Raw genomic sequence first — 18348 nt, forward strand, 5'->3', positions numbered from 1 at the left:
ATTACGGCTGGCAGAAATCGATTTCGGTCAGGCTGCCGTAATGATCGCTGTGGGTGTAGTAGGCGAGATAACGCTGGCCATCCTGACCGCGCCATTCCGGTGCCCAGACGCTGGTATTGACGCGGGTAACGCCGCAGCCGGTAGCCGGAGCGCCGATGTTCCAGTTGGCTGCATCAAATACCAGGGTGTAATCGAACCAGGCGTAATCGTCGGTTGCCAGACCGTTCGGACCGGTGTCTTCACAGCAGGCATCTTTTGGCCAGTAGGTATATTGCAGGCCATCGCGTACTTCGGTGTTCTGATTGCGTACTAATGCCATCTGATCCCACAGGCTGCCCTGGGTGATGTTCTGTACCGCGGCGGGGTTTTGCAGGTCGGTGTTAAAGTCGCCACCGAAAATAACGGCCGCTGGCGGGAATTGTGCGGCGTTGGCGTCGATTTTACCTTTAATCCAGTTAATGGCTTCATTCATCTGGCCACGGCGGGCGTTGTCGTCGCTGTTGTTGCCGCCCAGATGCTGCGCGCTGCCGTAGACAAGGTGGGTGTTGAATACATAAATGTACTGGCCATTTTTTTCGACAATGGCACCGATCACGCCTTTGCCTTTTACGCCATCAATACCGCTGGTGGCGTTGTATTTGTGGTAGCCCAGTTTTTTTGCATAACCGTGGCGCGAGAAAATCATCAGTCCCGGACAGTCGTCTTCGATATCACTGCCGTTGCAATAGTTGCTGCCACCGCCGTAGGTGTCTTCAAAACCGCGTGCGGCAAAATCATCCACCGGGCCGTCTTCGTACATATCGTCGTAGTCCCAGGCTTCCTGCAGCATAATAACGTCGGCACATTCAGTGACCTTGCCCAGTGACTGTTCCATTTCATCACCGAAGTCGTACACAAAGCCCACATTGTGGAAAATGTTGTAGGTGACGGCGGTAAAGTCGGCGCTGTTATCGCAGGCCGGATTGGTTACCCAGGTGGTGGTGAAATTGGTGTCGAAGTATTCCAGCTCGGAAACCTCGTTGTACCACTGCAGCGGATGGGTAGAGTAGTGGTTGTTCATGCTCGGGGTGGAGGAGCTGGCCTGAACCTGAGTGGTCAGCACCGGGGTCAGCGCAAGCAGCGCTAAAGCAACGGCTTTCATGGAATTATCCTTTGGTGGTGAGCTGTTTTTATTGTGATGTCGATTCTGCACGATGGAACCAGTTTGGCAATTCACTGGCACGCAATGCCGCAGCAATCAGGCATAATCAGCACAGATTGGCGCGCAGGGTGGCAAATGACGACAGCGCATTTGGCCCGATGGCCTAAGTAACAACAGGACTGAACATGATGTATTCCGATGACAACACGATGAAAGGCCGGTACAGCTGCGGTACCGCAACGAGCCGTATGGGCTTTCTGCTTTTACTGCTGGGTATGCCGGTACAGGCATGGCAGCCTCAGGGGTATGCCGCGCTGGCGCTTGGGCTGAGTGCCCAGAGCATTCCGGAAGAACGCAGTGACGATGGTGAGTCTGACACCCTGCTCACCGATCTGGTGTATGCCAGAGGCGGCATCGAGTGGATTCCGGGTGTCAGCACCGGTCTGGGTTTATGGTTGTGGGGCGATAAAAACATTAACGAGAATGCCGAAAGCCCACAATTCGACGGTATCAGTGCCGGTTGGGATGTTACCCTGCGTTTGCCACTGGCCAATGGCGTTGGCCCCTGGGTGCGTTATGGCCGTCATTGCTGGAGTACGGCGGTGAGTGGTGTACTCGAACCCTGGTCAGACGATGGTTGCTCTACCATGCGCAGTGCCGGATTTAACTTCCCGCTGCCCAATCAGCATGATGTGGTGTTATTCGCCGAATATTCCACCACCGAATTCAGCGATATTGATGCCGACAGTATTATTGCCGGCGTGCGTGCGCATTTTTAACTGATGTTTATGTCTGCATCTGATGAGGTTTTATGTTTGAGTTTTCGTTAATACAGCTGGCTTTATCGGCGCTGGCGTTATCATCGGCTGCTGCAGCTGCGTCCTGGTTTTATCAGCATGCACAGATGCAGAAAATTCAGCAGCAGCTGGAGCAGGAACAACTGCAGTGGCAGCAGAGCGAGCAGCAGTGGTTGCAGAAAGAACAGCAATATCAGCAGCAGAATACTCAGCTGAGCCAGAGTCTGGATGCGCAGCAACAGAAGCTGGAACAGGTACAGCAGGAATTGCAGCAGCAGAATGTCGCCCAGGCACGCTGGCAGGAGCGCAGCGAAAATCTGCAGCAGCAGGCACAACAGCTGGAACAGCAGCGTCAGGAGCAAAATCTGCAGCAACAGCAATTGCAGCAGCAGCTGAATCAGTTGCAGCAGCAACTGGCCACCGAGCAGGAAGCACGCACACAACAGCAGCGCAGCGCTGAAGAGAAGTTAGCCTTGCTGGAGCAGAATAAAGAACAGCTGCTGAAAGAGTTTGAGCACCTGTCGCATAAAATTTTCGAACAGAAACAGCAGCAGTTCAGCGAGCAAAGCCAGAAAGGTCTGGATTCTTTACTGACGCCTTTTAAAGATCAGCTCGAAGGTTTGCGTAAAAAAGTCGACGATGTTTATGTGAACGATGTTAAAGACCGCACCGAGCTGAAAACCCAGATCGAAAATCTGCACAAACTCAATCAGCAGATTACCGCCGAGGCCCACGCATTAACCACCGCATTACGCGGTGAGAAAAAAATGCAGGGTAACTGGGGCGAAATGGTACTGGAAACCGTGCTTGAACGTTCCGGCTTACGCAAAGGGGAAGAATACCAGCGCGAGCAGAGCCATCAGAATGATGAAGGCAAGACCTACCGTCCGGATGTGATTATTAATTTACCGGAAAAGAAACACATCATTGTCGACTCTAAAGTCTCGCTCAATGCCTATACCGATTATGTTAACGCCGAAAGCGATATTGAGCGCGATGCTGCCGCGCGCCGCCATGTGGATGCTATCCGTAATCATATCCGCAGCCTGAGCGATAAAGCCTATCAACAATTACAGGGGCTGCATTCACCGGATTTTGTTTTCCTGTTTATGCCGGTAGAGCCGGCTTTTATGCTGGCATTCCAGCAGGATGAAGCCTTATTTAACGAAGCCTTTGAACGCCGTATTGTGGTGGTCACACCAACCACCTTGCTGGCGACCCTGCGCACGGTGGCCAGTATCTGGGCGGTGGAACGGCGCAGTAAGAGCACCGAAAAACTCGCTGACCAGGCGGCTAAGGTGTATGAAAAACTGGTGATCGTGGTGGAGAAATTCGAGAAGGTCGGCAGCCAGCTTGGCACCGTACAAAAGAGTTACGACGATGCCTGGAACTCAATGAAAAGCGGCCGTGGTAACCTGCTCAGTCAGAGCGAGAAGTTTTTACAGCTGGGCGTGCGGGCGAAAAAAGAACTGTCGCGCGATCTGGCCGAAGAAGCACTGGAACAGGATGGCCAGTTATTACTGGATGAGGTGTCGGAACCGGATTGAGTTTTCTGGCGCCGGAAGCAGGTAAAAAAAGCACCGCATAGCGGTGCTTTTTTATTCTTTCTTATCAGAAGGCTACGGTAACGTTTACCCGGCCGCTGACAGTTAAGCCGCTGGTATCTACCAGGTTCAACACGTTGTACAGCTCTGTGGTGTCGCCGTCTTGCAGACGAACAAACAGGTTGCTGTAAGTAATGTACATAGCATTGTCAGCGGTGCCGCTGTTATTGCCGTTGAAGTTTACCGGATTGGTAATAAAGTTTGGCTGCAGAGTCAGAGTCAGACCGTCGGCAGACAGAGTAACCGTTACTTCACTGCCCTGGCTGTTGGTATCCAACACCGCTGTCGTGGCGTTGGTCAGTGCAGCGCTGGCAAATGATTCATTCACGATGCTGACCGGACGGCTCAGTTTCAGAGTCAGAGTACCATTGCTGTTAATGGCGTTGTCGTCTTCGTTAGACGCCTGAGCAACGTACAGACCGTCGTTGTTGCCTGGTACGATATCGACCATCGCTACGCGCTGGTGGATAGTGCTGGTACCAATATTCACGTTAACGGCAGTAGGCTGACCCAGTTCAATACCTTTGTAGCTCATTGGCAGAATCTGTACCTGATAACGGCCACCCAGAACCAGAGCGTCGCCGGAGAATACAGCGTTACCTTCAACATCGGTTGTGGCAGTGATTGCACCCTGGAAACCATTGTTAGGGGCAATAACATTAATGCTGTCGGCAGTCAGGGTATTACCATTGGTATTTGGTTGCAGCTGAACGGCTGCCCCTTCAATCTTTTCACCATTGTAGGTAACGGTCACTGTCATATCCGCAGCGCTTACGCCCAGCGGGTACAGATAAAAATTACCCATGCGCCATGCATTTTTATCCTGCAGGTTGTTTGTATCAGCGTTGAAATCAACGGAAGCAATGACCGGCTGGTAACCCGTTGCTGTGGCTTCCATACGGAAAGTCACATTGTTTTCAGTTGAGGTCGGAATATCCTGAATGAAATAGTCACCAGCGTATTCTTTGTTCAGTTTCGCTGTACGGTATTTATCTCCCTGGACCAGCAGCACTTTCAGAGACTCGTTGCTGATTCGTGCACCGGTAACGGCATCAAATACCGTGCCCTGCAGATGGGTGGTAATGTTGTGATAATTCTGCGGAACTGCAGCATCCTGATTTTCATCGCCGCCACAGGCGATCAGGCCAGATGCCAGCACGCTCAGGCCGGCGGTTTTCAGCATTACATTCATGCGATTCTCCATAGTGTTGTAATAACGACAGGGAACCGGGTGGCTGTCAGAGTTCGTCTGAGTGGTTGCCTTTTGGCCTCCCTGTCGGGTCCTTTTAGGACGGCGGCACCTTAAGTAGCGGCCAGACCGGAGTCAAAAGCTGTTCGGTCGCCTTTACTGATTATTTAATAGTTTTATCAGTAAATAGTATGGGGTCGCTGGGTATTATCAGACTCGGGCGGCCTTACAGGCGCGAATGGCGGCCAGTGCTGGCCGCTCCGGTGTCCATCCGTTAGAATGCGCCCCCTGCACAGAATCTGGTCAGTTTGCCATGTCCGACTTCGATCAACAGCCCGATACCATCTTTAATACCCCGCAGCAGAAGGTCGCCAGTTTTACCTTCGACAGCGCGGTCGCGCGTGTCTTTCCGGACATGATCAAACGCTCCGTGCCGGGCTATGCCGAAACCGTGGCAATGTCCGGCATTATTGCCGGCCGTTATGCGCAGCCGGGTTCCAGTCTGTACGATCTGGGCTGTTCGCTGGGGGCGGTTACTCTGGCGATGCGTCATGGTGTGCAGGCGGCGGGTGAACGCGCCGCGGGCTGCCGGATTATCGGTCTGGATAATTCGGCCTCGATGATTGAGCGTGCCGAGCATTATGTGGCGCTGGACGAAGGTCAGGTACCGGTCACGATGGCCTGTGCCGATATTCTTGAATACCCGCTGGAAAATGCATCGGTCACGGCGCTGAATTTTGTGCTGCAGTTTATTGCCCCCGAACAGCGCCTGACCTTGCTGAGCAGAATTGCCGATGCGACCTTGCCGGGCGGGGCGCTGATTCTGTCGGAGAAACTCTGCTTCGGTGCCGAAGAGCAGTTGCTGCAGGACGAACTGCATCTCGACTTTAAACGCGCCAATGGTTATTCCGATCTGGAAATTGCCCAGAAACGCAGCGCGATTGAAAACGTACTGATTCCGGAAACGGAACAGGCGCATATTGAGCGTCTGAAAGCCGCCGGCTTCCGTCAGGTTATCCGCTGGTATCAGTGTTTTAATTTTGTGTCCTTTTTAGCGGTTAAATGATGACAGAGCGTGACGATATTCTGCACTGGTTTGATGATGTGCTGGCCTTTATGCGTGAAGGCAAACTGGCGCCCTGGGCGGAGGTTTTACCGCGTCAGCTGGAACTGGTGCTGCAGGAAAAAGAACACGGCGATCAGCAGCGCTGGTTACATGCCCTGCAACAGCTACCTGTTATTGAGCAGGTTCAGGCCGATCTAAATCGCCATGATGTTGCCCTCAGCAGCGATGCCATCACCGCCGCTCAGCAGGAACAATTACAGCAGGCGCTGGAAGGGCTGATTCCCTGGCGTAAAGGGCCGTTTCAGTTTTTTGGCACGCACATCGATACCGAATGGCGCTCCGACTGGAAGTGGGAGCGGGTGGCTCCGCATCTGGCGCCACTGGATGGCCGAGTGGTACTGGATGTTGGCTGTGGTTCCGGTTACCACATCTGGCGCATGCTGGGTGCCGGTGCTTACCGTGTGATTGGTGTTGATCCGTCACGTTTATTCCTGATGCAGTTTCAGGCGTATAAACGCTATCTTCAGGCCACGGGGCACCGTGCCCGCGCCGATTTATTACCGCTGAAAATGGAAGACGTGCCGGGCAATTTAAAAGCCTTTGATACGGTGTTCTCAATGGGCGTGCTGTATCACCGCAAGTCGCCGGTGGATCATCTGCAGGAATTAAAAGATGCACTGCGTCCCGGTGGTGAGCTGGTACTGGAAACCCTGGTGATTGACGGTGCGCTGGGCGAAGTATTAATGCCGGAAGACCGTTACGCCATGATGCGCAATGTATGGTTTATTCCCAGCACCGAAACCCTGCTGCTCTGGTGTCGCCGCGTCGGCTTTAAAAACGCAAGGGTGGTGGATCTGAACCAGACCTCGCTGGATGAGCAGCGCACCACCGACTGGATGCATTTCAATTCACTGGCGGATTTTCTCGATCCGCAGGACCGCAATAAAACCGCTGAAGGTTATCCGGCACCATTACGGGCGGTGATTATTGCTGAAGCCTGATCTTTACTGAGCAGGCAATAAATAGTGTAATCAGCACTGCTTTTGAAAATCCCGGCAATCGCCGGGATTTTTATATTTTGTACCGTCTGTCTGATGCCGGGCAGGGAATGCAGCGGTCATTCAGCCGCCATGCAGCGGTCATACAGAGACGAGTGCTTATTCTGCCCCATTTTGTCCGTGCAGTTCCTGAGCTGCCGGCGGCACAACGATAAAAGGATTATTTATCATGTTATTGCTATTAAAAGACCTGTTCTGGCGCGACCAGTTCAGCGGTGAAAAAACCGCTGTTCTTGACGGACGCATCGACCGTGACCGCTATATGCTGGCGTTTTTTATTCTGTTCGCGATACAGGGTGCATTGCATGCCGGTGGCGCTTATGTCTTCCCGGATTCTGGTTATGCGTTTAACGGTCCTTATTCCGACTACGTTGAGCTGATGTGGGTTTTCTTCTCCATTAATATTCTGGTTGATCCGCTGTGGCTGGTGCTGAGTGTCATTCTGGCCTGCCGTATGTTTGGTCGCTGGCTGATGGTGCCGGTTGGCTTGCTGAATTACGGTTTGCTGTCGATGGTGCCTTATATGTCGAATATCAACATGAACAGCTCGCCATCAGGAGTGATGATGTTCTCCATTATGGGGATCAGCGCAGGCTGGTTGCTGTTTCATATTTATGTGCTGTTCCGCCCGGCACTGAGCGTCAGCCAGCCACAGCATCCGTTGCTGCGTATGAATCCGCGCTATGCGGCTGAAGAGCAGCTCAACAGTATTCAGTTTTTCTGGCGCTGTACGGTGCTGGGTGTGGTGGCAGCGCTGCTGCTGATTGCGGGAGCTGTGTCGCTGTTTGGTTACAGCAATGGTTATGGTTATTCGTCGTCACGTCAGGAACAGCTGCTGGTCTGGTTTGCTCTGGTGCTGATTGTGAGTGTGATTGTTGCGTTCTGGTTTCTGGTTCAGCGCCTGCGCAATATGGGCTGGAGTCCGCTGAAGACGGTATTGCTGGCCATGCTGTTACCGGGTTTGTTCTTTGGTCTGCAGCTGTTTTTCTACTTCAACGATTACTACGACAACCCGATACTGCTGGCGGTCTTCTACCTGTTGCTGCCCTGGGTACGCTTGGCGCTGGCGGTGTTTAACAGCTTTATCATCGTCTTACCGGCGCCAGAAAATGCCAGCCCGGCATATGTCGGAACGGATACCGGAGCTGACGCCGGGCCTGAAGGTGATGTGCAGCAACCGGTTGCCGGATAAATGGCCTTGTTTCACAAAATTGTCATGGATGAAACGCGCTGCGGGGTTGAAATGTATGCCTTTCAGCGTAGTATTGAGCGCTATGAATACTGATTCCCGCGTCCTGAACATGCTTTCTGCCCATGCTGCTTCTGCAGCAGGCAGCGCTGTATCTGCTGTTCAGAACGTTAATTATTGGTGGTTTGGTTATGGCTATTTTAGCCAGGAGCCGGGCCGCGCTTAATTTGCATCATGCAGTTAAGGCAGTCCGGTGAGAACCGACTGCCACCGGAAAACCCCGATTGGCAGTCCGCCTTTCGGGGTTTTTTGTTATTGGCTTGGCAGAATTAAGGAATATGTCATGAAAGTTCAGTCCGCTGTTTGTTTGTTGCATCAGTACCGCCGATTTAGCGGCGGCCGCTATTGGCCGCACTTCTGATTCGCAGGAAATACGCTGACAAATACATTGAGGACTGCACCATGAACGTACAAACACAGAGCAAGCAAACAACAGAAACACAAACCGCCGATCAACAGGCAAGCAATGACCCAGCGGTGCGTCCGCTGCGTACACCGCGCCAGCTCAAGGCTGACCTGCCGCTTAACGAAGCGCTGGCATTGCAGATTGACCAGCAGCGTCAGCAGATCCGCGATCTGCTCAACGGCAACGATGACCGTCTGCTGATCGTCACCGGCCCCTGTTCCATTCACGATGAAGCGGCGGTACTGGATTACGGCCGCCGTCTGGCCGCGCTGAACGAGCAGCTGAGCGATCGCCTGCTGATTGTGTTGCGCGCCTACGTGGAAAAACCCCGTACCAGCATCGGCTGGAAAGGGCTGGCCTACGATCCGGAGCGTAACGGCAAAGGCGATATGGCGCTGGGGCTGGAACGCTCGCGCGGCATTATGCTGCAACTGGCAGAGCTGGGGTTGCCGCTGGCCACTGAAGCGCTGAATCCGCTGGTGATGCGCTACCTCGATGATCTGGTGAGCTGGACCGCCATCGGTGCGCGCACCGCCGAATCGCAGACCCACCGTGAAATGGTCAGCCATCTGCCAATGCCTGTCGGCATTAAAAACAGCACCGATGGTTCGGCCGCCAATGCCGTGAATGCGATGATTTCTGCGCGTCACAGCCACCATACGCTGGGCGTGGATGTGGATGGCCAGATGGCCATGCTCGACACCCCGGGAAACCCGGACACGCATCTGGTACTGCGCGGCGGCCGTGGCATTACCAATTACGACGCCAGCTCAATTGCGTCTGCTCTGGCGGAACTGGAAAAAGGCAACTGCCACGCCAAAGTGCTGGTGGATTGCAGCCATGATAATGCCTGCAAGCAGCATGAGCGTCAGGTGGCGATTGCGCAGGACGTGGTGGCTCAGCGGGCTGCAGGCAATCGAGGTATTTTGGGTTTAATGCTGGAAAGTTTCATTCACGCCGGACGTCAGAACGATGAAGGCGAGCTGCAGTACGGCCAGTCGATTACCGATGCCTGTATCGGCTGGGATGAAACCGAAAGCTTACTGCGCGGATTGCACGCTGCACTTTAAGGCTGCAACTCAGTGTGCCGTAATCCGTTATAAAACGGCCGCTTGCGGCCGTGGCCTTGGTCTGCGGAAAGGGTACACTTGAGGCTATCTGTTCATCCGCAAGGGGAGCCTCATGACTGAAACAACTTACATCCCGCCTAAAGTCTGGCAATGGCAGGCGGGGAATGGCGGTAAATTCGCCAATATTAACCGTCCGGTTGCCGGCCCGACTCACGACAAAGAATTGCCGGTCGGCAAGCACCCGTTGCAGTTGTATTCGCTGGCGACGCCGAACGGTGTGAAAGTAACTATTTTGCTGGAAGAGCTGCTGGCAGCCGGAATCAGCGCCGCTGAATATGACGCTTGGCTGATTAATATTATGGAAGGCGATCAGTTTGGCTCAGGTTTTGTTGAGGTTAACCCTAATTCTAAAATTCCGGCGCTGATGGATCACAGTGTTAATCCGCCACAGCGTTTATTTGAATCGGGTTCCATCCTGATGTATCTGGCAGAAAAATTTAATGCCTTTATTCCGGCGGATGCCGCAGGCCGTGCTGAATGTTTTAACTGGTTATTCTGGCAGATGGGCAGTGCGCCGATTTTAGGCGGTGGCTTTGGTCATTTTTATGCCTATGCGCCGGAAAAATATCAGTATCCGATTGACCGCTATACCATGGAAATCAAGCGCCAGCTCGACGTATTAAACCGTCATCTGGCGGATAAAGAGTTTATCTGTGGTGATGAATACAGTATCGCTGATATGGCCATCTGGCCCTGGTATGGCGTGCTGGTGCGTGGCGGCTTATACGACGCAGCAGAATTTATAGAAGCACACACCTACACCCATGTTCTGCGCTGGGCCAATACCATTGCTGAGCGTCCGGCTGTGCAGCGTGGCCGTATGGTTAACCGTACCTGGGGTGAGCCACACGAGCAATTGCATGAGCGGCATGATGCCAGTGACTTTTTGCTTAAAACTGCGGACAAGGTATAAGCCAACGTCTGAGTTTTGAACGAAAAAGGTCCGTCAATGACGGGCCTTTTTTATTGTGTATGCCTTATTTCTGGGCTGGTTGCGGAGCATTGTTGTACGCCTGAGTTCCCCACAGGGGCACTGTCGATAAACTGTGCTTAAAACTGCCGGATGTTTCTTTGGTGGCATAAGACAGGTACATCAGGGTCTGACTTTCGGCATCGTAAATTCGGCGTACTTTCATATTTTTAAAGAAAATACTTTTTGATTTTTTAAACACCACATCGCCGGATTTACTTTTATCGATCTGGGCAATCATGGCAGCGGTAATTTCACCGGTCTGACGGCAGGAAATGGCACTGTCGCTGGGATCGGAAAAACTCAGGTCAGCTTCAATTGACGCAACATGGCAGGTAACGCCGGGAACCAGCGGGTCGGTCATAACATTCAGTTTGATGTCTTTGAGGGTAAATAAACCCAGTGAAACATCGCCAACTTCATCGTTGCTGCAGGCACTGAGCAGGCCAGCCAGGCAGACGGCTGCAAGGGTCAGGGCCGTTTTAGGTTGTTTCATGAAAATACTCCGATGGTCAGATAATCAGTTGCGGTTACCCACTTACAGTCTGCGGGCGGGTGCGGTTCAGGCGTGCGGCTGCCGGGTTTTGCGCAGGCTGACATAGCGGATAGTCAATGTCAGCGCACCGCTCAGATACAGTGCGGCGAGTGTCCATTTTAAGGTGGCGCTGAAACCGGCAATCATTACCCAGGGATCGCTGGGGGTACTGAGCAGGTTAAACCAGGGTTCATGAATGCTGTTTTCAATAACATCCAGAACCGACATCAGCACGGCAGGCCACAGCAGCAGATTCCAGCGCGCGGATAATGCATTCAGATCAAACAGCCAGCTGGTCAGGGATAATGCCAGCAATCCGTACCATAGCGGGTGCATATGGTCATAGGCGAAGTGTTGCTGCAGGGCATTTAACTGAGCATCGCTGATGCTGTGCAGCAGCGCGGTAAATGCATCTGCCTGATAGCAGAACTGAAAACGGAACAGCAAGGCCTCGGCACCACCCTGTTGCAGAGTATGGGCAATCATACTTTGGGAAACGATATAAATAACCGCCATTGCAATAACAATCAGCGGGTGAGCCAGCCAGCGGCGTACGGCATTCATAGTACAGTTCCTTGTGTGTTATCTGTTGTCCAGCCTGCCACAGTTCTGCGCGTTGTAAAACTGCGGGGTTATGCTCTGTTATCGGTAGCGCTTTACCCGGTGCGGCGCTGCATGAAGGATTCCCGGGGGCTTTTCTTTCAGGCTGTGATCTGGCTCGCACTGATGATAAGAAAATCAGATTCTGCGTTGCAGCTTGTTGCTGACTGTCTCATCATACCGGGCATTTAATTATAGAGTCAGGGAATACCTATGCCGGCTTCATCGAACATCCGCAGTAAAGGCGGAGAATCCACCGAGAAAAGTAAATCCGGAAAAAGCGTCGGTATGATGCTGTTTGGTTTTATTTTTTTTGCAGCAGGCTTTGCCGTTGCCGCTTTTACTGTGGGCAGTAATCTGCTGCGTTATTACGAAACAGAAGACTGGGCCCGCGTACCGGCCACTATTACCAGCCTGGATTTGCGTACACATCACGGTGATGACAGCGTGACCTGGAGTGTAGAAGCACACTATCAATACCAGTTTAATGGCCGCACCTATTACAGCGACAGCGTGGCCTTAACCGGTGGCTCTGACAATATCGGCGATTTCTGGCAGGTGCTTTATTCGCGTCTTAAATCGGAGCAGCAGCGTAATCAGGTGCATGCCTATGTTAATCCTGCCGACCCGCAGGAGGCCTATCTCGACCGAACCCTGCGTATGGGGCTGATGGTGTTTGGTGGCATTTTCGGTGCGGTATTTATGGCAGTGGGCGGCGCCGTTATGTTTATGGGCGGCCGCAGCAGCAATGTCAGCGATCAGGCAGATCGTGCGCGTGAAGGAATTCCCAGTGACCAGCGAGGCAGTTATAAAATTCTGCTGTTTATTGGCTGTCTGTTTGTCCTGATATCTGCGCCACTGTTGTTCATTATTGTTGATGCCCTGCAGGATGGTGAGCCGGAGGTTTTGCTTGGGCTGATTTTCCCGCTGGTTGGAAGCGGTGCAATTTATGCCGCGCTGCGTATGCGTAAGCGCTATCTGCAGATTGGTCAGACTCTTTTTTATCCTGATCCTTTACCCGGAAATGCCGGCGGACAGGTGGGTGGATATTTTCATCTGGCCAGCGGTGAGTGGGTTACGTCACCACAGGTGCGGTTAACCTGTGTGCATATCTACAGCACCGGTAGCGGCAAAGAGAGTAAGACCCATCACGATGTTATATGGCAGAGCAAAGGCCGTGCGCACTGTGAGCCGAATAACAGTGGCTGTAATGTGCATGCCCTGTTTGATGTGCCGGCTGATTTACCGGGCAGTGGCTCACCGTCTGGTTACCGGGGGCGTATTCAATGGAATCTTCATTGTGACGGTATTGTCAGTGTGCCGGTTGCAGCGGCACGTAATCCGCGGGTGGATAACAGCCGGGCGATGCGCGACAGCAATCGTCTGCAGGTTGAGTTCGAACGCAGCTGGAGCATTCCGGTAGAAAAAGGTCAGCAGACATCATCATTTCAGATGCCGGCAGAAGAGCAGGAAGCCTGGAATCAACAGCAGCGGGAAGACGCGCACACCAGCGCCGCTGCGCAGATTGCTATGACAGCCGCAGGCAGTGGCCTGCATCTGGAGAGTGCTGCCGGACGGCATACCGGTATGGCGCTTGGGCTTTTGGTATTCGGCCTGATATTTGATTGTGTCGGCGTCTTTCTGTTCTTTATGGCGGCACAGGGTGAACTGATGCTGTGGCTGATGGCGCCGGTATTTTTGCTGGTCGGCCTGCTGGTCACCTGGCTGGGTGTATTCTGGTTGGGGCGTGGCCTGGAAGCCGATGTTGAGCCGGGCAGAGTGCGTGTGGTGCGGCGTTTATTCGGTATCGCCTTATATCAGCGCAGTGCTGAGATTAATGCCGCCAGCCCGCTGACTCTGGATATGGGGATGTCGTCCAGCAATCAGAACGGTATCAGCACCGAGTATTTTTCTCTGCAGGTTGAAGCCGGCGGTAAAAAAATCAAACTGGCCGAAGGCATTGAAGGACGTGAAGCCGCCGAAGCATTAAAAGAGAAAGTCAGGGCAGTGCTGACCCGTGAACTGGATAGTGAGCTGATCTGAAGGCAGAAATATACGATTGGTTTATGCTGAATAACAGATAAACAGACACCCGGGGCACGGGCAGGGAGACGCAGATGCACTGGCAGGATAAAACGGACAACCCTTATCCGCTGTCGGCAGCGGCTCTGCAGTTCCGCCTGATTGTCGCGATGGTGTTGGTTACGCTGATCACCGCCGCGGTTGCCCTGAGTCTGCATTACTATTTCAGCCGTGCCATGGTGCTGGATTCTGCCATGGCGCGTTATCAGCAAACCGTCAGTGCGACCCGCGACTACCTCAGAAACCTCGATAACAATGCGCTGCAGACCACCCGGGCACTGGCACAATATCCACAATTAGTAGAAGGACAATGGGTTAACCGCGCAACTCCGCAGTTATTTGCCGAAGTAATGCGTAATAATCCGGTGCTGTACGCCATTTATATCGGGTTTGAGAATGGTGATGTCTACGAACTGGTAAACCTTAACAGCAGCGATGCTGTACGCCGTCAGCTGAAAGCCGCGCCCAGCGACCGCTGGGTAGTCATTACGGTTACAGGGAAAGGAGATCAGCGTCGTCGCCGCTTCGAATTTTACGACCTGCATATGCAGCAAACGTTTGCCCGCGATGAAGCCAGTGACTACAACGCCAGCCAGCGTCTTTGGTATACCAGCGCCCAAAGCGGCAGTGTGAATAAAACCCAGCCATATTTATTTCAGCATCTGCAGGCGCCGGGACAGAGTTACAGCACACGCATTGCTGGCGGGCAGGCTGTACTGGCGGTAGATATTGCCTTTTCTACCCTTGCCGCCCACTTGCGCAGCCAGCCATTGAGTCTGGATGGTGAAATATATCTCTACCAGCAGAGTGGCGAAATTATTGCCAGTAATGCCGAACGCTGGAATGAAGATCGCCTGCCTCCCGCTGACCCCTTTACGCTCAGCGAAGCACAGACCCGCTATATCGACAGCCTGGGGCTTTTGCGTATTTCCAATGAAACCGACTGGCCGCCGATTGATTTTGCCGTATCAGCCGAGCCGCGTGGTTACAGCATTGATTTATTACGCTTAATTGCGCAAATGACCGGCCTGAATATCGAATTTGTAAATGGCTATGCCTGGCCGGAATTAATGGAATTATTCCGTCGTAAAGAGCTGGAAATTCTGCAACCGGTATTAAGTCGTCAGCAATTACCCGGCGTAATGACCCAATCATTTCTGCAGTTGCCCTACGCCGTAGTGCAACGGCCGGAAGACGCTGAAATTAATGATTTGCAGCAACTGAACGGTAAAATACTGGCTATTCCTGCCGGCTGGAGCGTCATTAATGCTATCCGCAATAATTACCCACAGATCACTTTGCTGGATATTGCCAATACGCGGGAAGCACTGGAAGCGGTAAAACAGGGCAGGGCAGATGCGGCGCTGGATATGGAACTTATTCTGCGTAAAACCGCCGAGCAGTATTTTATAAACGGACTGCGTTTCAGCCAACAGATTGCCGGATTGGAGCTATTGCCTCAGGGGCTTAAATTGCTGCTGCAGGAAGATCTGCACCCGTTAGCGGCGATACTGGATCAGGTGCTGGCCGCTATCCGTCCACAAACCTGGCAATTTTTACAGGATAAATGGCTGGCCGGAGAAGACGTCAGCCGCAACGCTGTACCCGCAGTAGTGCCTTATCCCCAGCTTCTCAGTATGACCCGCCATAATGCGTTGCAGAATCGTCTGGAAAAAACCACGATTAACGGCGCTGAGTACTATATTTTCGCCTCCTCTTTTGAGCATAAACAAAGCACGCGTGAGCATTTTGCCTTTGTTATATCTGCACAGCGTTTGTTTGCCGGCAGCAGCCGCGAAGTATGGTGGTCGGTGCTGATTATTGCTGCCGTCTGGCTGCTGCTGATACCACCGGTTCTGCTGCTTTTAGTACTGCGGCCGTTACGCCATTTTGGCTCTGACAACCACGGGTAAGACCGGCAGCCGTTATTACGCAGCGCTACATTTCCATACCGGGCTTTTCTGGACTCACCCTGTTAATTCCAGTACAGTCCGCCCCCTCTCAAAGGCCGGGTGAACACCTGTTGACCTGCCTTGCCGGGCGACTGCCCGGATGGACGCGGCTGCTGACACCGCGCCATTTCTCCTTGCAATGTCAGCTCTCAGAGCAGATCACGCACTCATGACCCAATTTTCCGAACTCGGCTTAGCCGATGCCATCCTGAAAGCCGTTGCTGATCAGGGTTACACCACGCCATCTCCGGTACAGGCCCAGGCCATTCCCGCCGTACTGGCTGGCCGCGATGTAATGGCCGCCGCCCAGACCGGCACCGGTAAAACCGCCGGTTTTACCCTGCCAATGCTGCACAAACTGCAGCAGGGTGAACGCGCCAGCGCCAATCGCTGCCGCGCGCTGGTATTAACACCCACCCGTGAGCTGGCTGCTCAGGTAGGTGAAAACGTTGCTGATTACAGCAAATACCTGAATATCCGCTCCGCCGTTGTATTCGGTGGGGTCAGCATTAATCCGCAAATGATTGCCCTGCGCCGTGGGGTGGACGTACTGGTGGCCTGTCCGGGTCGTTTGCTCGACCTGTACCAGCAGAAAGCCATTCGTTTTGACGAAGTGGAATTTCTGGTGCTGGACGAAGCCGACCGTATGCTCGATATGGGCTTTATTCACGACATCAAAAAAATCCTCGCACTGCTGCCGAAAAACCGCCAGAACCTGATGTTCTCGGCTACTTTCTCTAACGAGATCCGTACCCTTGCCAAAGGCCTGGTAAACGATCCAGTAGAAATTGACGTCAGCCCGCGTAACAGCACCGCCCACACCGTTGAACAGTGGCTGATTCCGGTCGATAAAAAACGCAAACCGGAAGTGCTCAGCCACCTGCTGAAACAACACGGCTGGAAACAGGTACTGGTATTTACCCGCACCAAACACGGCGCTAACCGTTTAACCACGCACCTGCAGGATCGTGGTATTACCGCCGCTGCAATTCACGGTAATAAAAGTCAGGGTGCCCGTACCCGTGCGCTGGCCGAATTTAAAAGCGGCGATATTGCCGTATTAGTGGCGACCGACATTGCCGCCCGTGGTCTGGATATCGAACAATTACCGCACGTAATCAACTTCGAGTTGCCTAACGTTGCCGCCGATTACGTACACCGTATTGGCCGTACCGGACGTGCCGGTGCCAGTGGTGAAGCCATTGCCCTGGTTTGTGCCGAAGAACTGGAAGACCTCGAAGGCATTGAAGGCTTAATCGGCAAAAGTATTGAACGCCGTGTGCAGGAAGGTTTTGAGCCTAATACCCCGCTGCCGGTGTCGCGTCCTAAATCGCCGCGTAAACCGAAAAAAGCCAAGCAACCTAAAGGCTTTAAAGATACCTTCGACCGCGAGCCGCGCGCTCCGCGTCCGGCCGGTAGCGGTCGTTCAAATGGTAACGGCGGTAATGCTGGCCGTTCCGGTTCAGGTCGTTCTGGCTCAGCTCAGAAACAGGGTGAGCAAAAGCAGGGTGAACAGCGCCGTTCATCCGGCAGCAGCGGTAATAACAATGGCGGTAACAGCCGCCCGGCAGGCAGCGCACCGCGTCGTCCACGCCGCCCGGCACAGGGATAAAACCTGCGCCAATAGCGGCTGCTGTTAACGCCGCCTAAAACAAAAACGGGCCTCATCTGAGGCCCGTTTTTTTATGCTGATAATAAAGTAAGAACCTTATTACCTATTCCTGCTTAGCGATCAGTGCTATTGCTGTCTGTTTGCGAATTGCTTGCAGGTCTGAATGCTAACTCCGGATTGATCAGATAGGCAAAAATAAATCCGATACCGGCGGAGCCAAAAAATGACAGAATAGGAATGGCGCTGCTGTCTCCGTTTACGAACAGGTAATAGCCGAACCCGGAAATTCCGGTAAAGATTCCGAATGTAATCATGAAAAAAATCATATTGATATACCTGCCGATTTTTTGGTTGGTCGCAGGTGCTGGCAGCGGAATAATCTTACTGAAAAGAGCCAGTATCGCCGGAGCGAACAGACCGAAGAATACCCCAGGAAGAACTGGCATATGCTCTGTGTGAAGGATAATGTTGCTGCTGAATATCATGATTCCCTGAATCAGGCCTGCAACAGTCCCGGCAGCAAGACCAAGCCAGTCGCTGGATAAAAAATGGATCTTCATTGTTATACCTTTTATTTTAAGTGAGATAAGTCGTGAAGGGGTAGCTCTGTCTTTATTGCTATGAACCGGGGCTCAGAAGGTCGCGCATTAGGTGATCTGAATTCAGGTCTTTTACGGCAGAGGTTGCTGTAGTCGGGCAGTTAGTTCCTGATTGAGACGCAGATTCTCAGTTACTCAGAGGCAGGCTCCGCAGAAAGGGTGCAATTTTCAGGATATTGCTGACATAACCACACTAAATATCTGGTGAAGTAATACTTATAGATTCCATTGTCTGGCATGAAATCAATAATTGGCTGTGCAGTGTTTTCATATGTCCGGCTTATCCAGCGGTTATTTATCTCAAGTCTGAGCCAGGCTGCGAGTAAGGGATAAGTGAGGAGCACAGTTATCGCTACGG

Annotated in this window: 15 protein-coding genes; 10 read left to right on the top strand and 5 right to left on the bottom strand. The window is 52.8% G+C overall.

Annotated features, from left to right (window positions below):
- Position 1: 1 nt before the first annotated feature.
- Positions 2–1141: an endonuclease/exonuclease/phosphatase family protein gene (locus tag HUF18_RS11440; RefSeq protein ID WP_225692280.1), complete on the bottom strand. Its 1140-nt coding sequence runs from the start codon at positions 1139–1141 to the stop codon at positions 2–4.
- 185 nt (positions 1142–1326) lie between these two features.
- Between HUF18_RS11440 and HUF18_RS11445 the strand changes: the two genes are divergently transcribed.
- Positions 1327–1920 carry a hypothetical protein gene (locus HUF18_RS11445; RefSeq protein ID WP_145469625.1) on the top strand — a complete coding sequence of 198 codons (594 nt, stop codon included), beginning with the start codon at positions 1327–1329 and terminating at the stop codon, positions 1918–1920.
- 32 nt (positions 1921–1952) lie between these two features.
- On the top strand, positions 1953–3485 hold the full coding sequence (locus HUF18_RS11450; protein WP_225692281.1) for a DNA recombination protein RmuC: 1533 nt from the start codon (positions 1953–1955) through the stop codon (positions 3483–3485).
- A 64-nt stretch (positions 3486–3549) separates the two neighbouring features.
- Here the strand turns inward: HUF18_RS11450 and HUF18_RS11455 are convergent, their stop codons facing one another.
- A complete protein-coding gene (locus HUF18_RS11455; RefSeq protein WP_225692282.1) occupies positions 3550–4734 on the bottom strand; it encodes a hypothetical protein in 1185 nt (394 codons plus the stop codon).
- A gap of 310 nt (positions 4735–5044) precedes the next feature.
- Between HUF18_RS11455 and cmoA the strand changes: the two genes are divergently transcribed.
- The 5 genes from cmoA to yghU all read left to right on the top strand — a co-directional run bounded on the left by cmoA (position 5045) and on the right by yghU (position 10553).
- The gene (gene cmoA, locus HUF18_RS11460) at positions 5045–5797 is read left to right on the top strand and encodes a carboxy-S-adenosyl-L-methionine synthase CmoA (protein WP_225692283.1); all 753 of its coding nucleotides are present in this window, start codon (positions 5045–5047) and stop codon (positions 5795–5797) included.
- Positions 5797–6798, top strand: coding sequence for a tRNA 5-methoxyuridine(34)/uridine 5-oxyacetic acid(34) synthase CmoB (cmoB, locus tag HUF18_RS11465; protein WP_225692284.1), 1002 nt, complete (start codon positions 5797–5799; stop codon positions 6796–6798). Before cmoA ends, cmoB begins: the two co-directional genes overlap by 1 nt.
- Positions 6799–7024: 226 nt before the next feature.
- Positions 7025–8047, top strand: a complete 1023-nt coding sequence (locus HUF18_RS11470) for a hypothetical protein (protein ID WP_225692285.1) — start codon at positions 7025–7027, stop codon at positions 8045–8047.
- A 459-nt stretch (positions 8048–8506) separates the two neighbouring features.
- A complete protein-coding gene (locus HUF18_RS11475) occupies positions 8507–9580 on the top strand; it encodes a 3-deoxy-7-phosphoheptulonate synthase (RefSeq protein ID WP_225692286.1) in 1074 nt (357 codons plus the stop codon).
- Between the two features lie 112 nt (positions 9581–9692).
- Positions 9693–10553: a glutathione-dependent disulfide-bond oxidoreductase gene (gene yghU / locus HUF18_RS11480; RefSeq protein WP_225692287.1), complete on the top strand. Its 861-nt coding sequence runs from the start codon at positions 9693–9695 to the stop codon at positions 10551–10553.
- A 64-nt stretch (positions 10554–10617) separates the two neighbouring features.
- On the opposite strand, the gene HUF18_RS11485 is transcribed toward yghU, so the two are convergent.
- Both HUF18_RS11485 and HUF18_RS11490 read right to left on the bottom strand, forming a co-directional pair.
- Positions 10618–11106: a CreA family protein gene (locus tag HUF18_RS11485; RefSeq protein WP_225692288.1), complete on the bottom strand. Its 489-nt coding sequence runs from the start codon at positions 11104–11106 to the stop codon at positions 10618–10620.
- Between the two features lie 66 nt (positions 11107–11172).
- The gene (locus HUF18_RS11490; RefSeq protein ID WP_225692289.1) at positions 11173–11709 is read right to left on the bottom strand and encodes a hypothetical protein; all 537 of its coding nucleotides are present in this window, start codon (positions 11707–11709) and stop codon (positions 11173–11175) included.
- Positions 11710–11958: 249 nt separating this feature from the next.
- Here HUF18_RS11490 and HUF18_RS11495 point away from each other — a divergent pair, with 249 nt between their 5' ends.
- From HUF18_RS11495 to HUF18_RS11505, 3 genes are all read left to right on the top strand, one after another.
- The gene (locus HUF18_RS11495; protein ID WP_225692290.1) at positions 11959–13788 is read left to right on the top strand and encodes a DUF3592 domain-containing protein; all 1830 of its coding nucleotides are present in this window, start codon (positions 11959–11961) and stop codon (positions 13786–13788) included.
- Between the two features lie 74 nt (positions 13789–13862).
- A complete protein-coding gene (locus HUF18_RS11500; RefSeq protein WP_225692291.1) occupies positions 13863–15740 on the top strand; it encodes a transporter substrate-binding domain-containing protein in 1878 nt (625 codons plus the stop codon).
- A gap of 208 nt (positions 15741–15948) precedes the next feature.
- Positions 15949–17391 (top strand): DEAD/DEAH box helicase, encoded by a 1443-nt coding sequence (locus HUF18_RS11505; protein ID WP_145469613.1) that lies wholly within the window; start codon positions 15949–15951, stop codon positions 17389–17391.
- 113 nt (positions 17392–17504) lie between these two features.
- On the opposite strand, the gene HUF18_RS11510 is transcribed toward HUF18_RS11505, so the two are convergent.
- The gene (locus HUF18_RS11510) at positions 17505–17951 is read right to left on the bottom strand and encodes a hypothetical protein (RefSeq protein WP_225692292.1); all 447 of its coding nucleotides are present in this window, start codon (positions 17949–17951) and stop codon (positions 17505–17507) included.
- Positions 17952–18348: the final 397 nt, after the last annotated feature.

Origin of the sequence: Thalassolituus sp. ST750PaO-4 (genome assembly GCF_020320405.1) — a bacterium.
Taxonomy (GTDB): Bacteria; Pseudomonadota; Gammaproteobacteria; order Pseudomonadales; family Oceanobacteraceae; genus Venatoribacter; species Venatoribacter alkanivorans.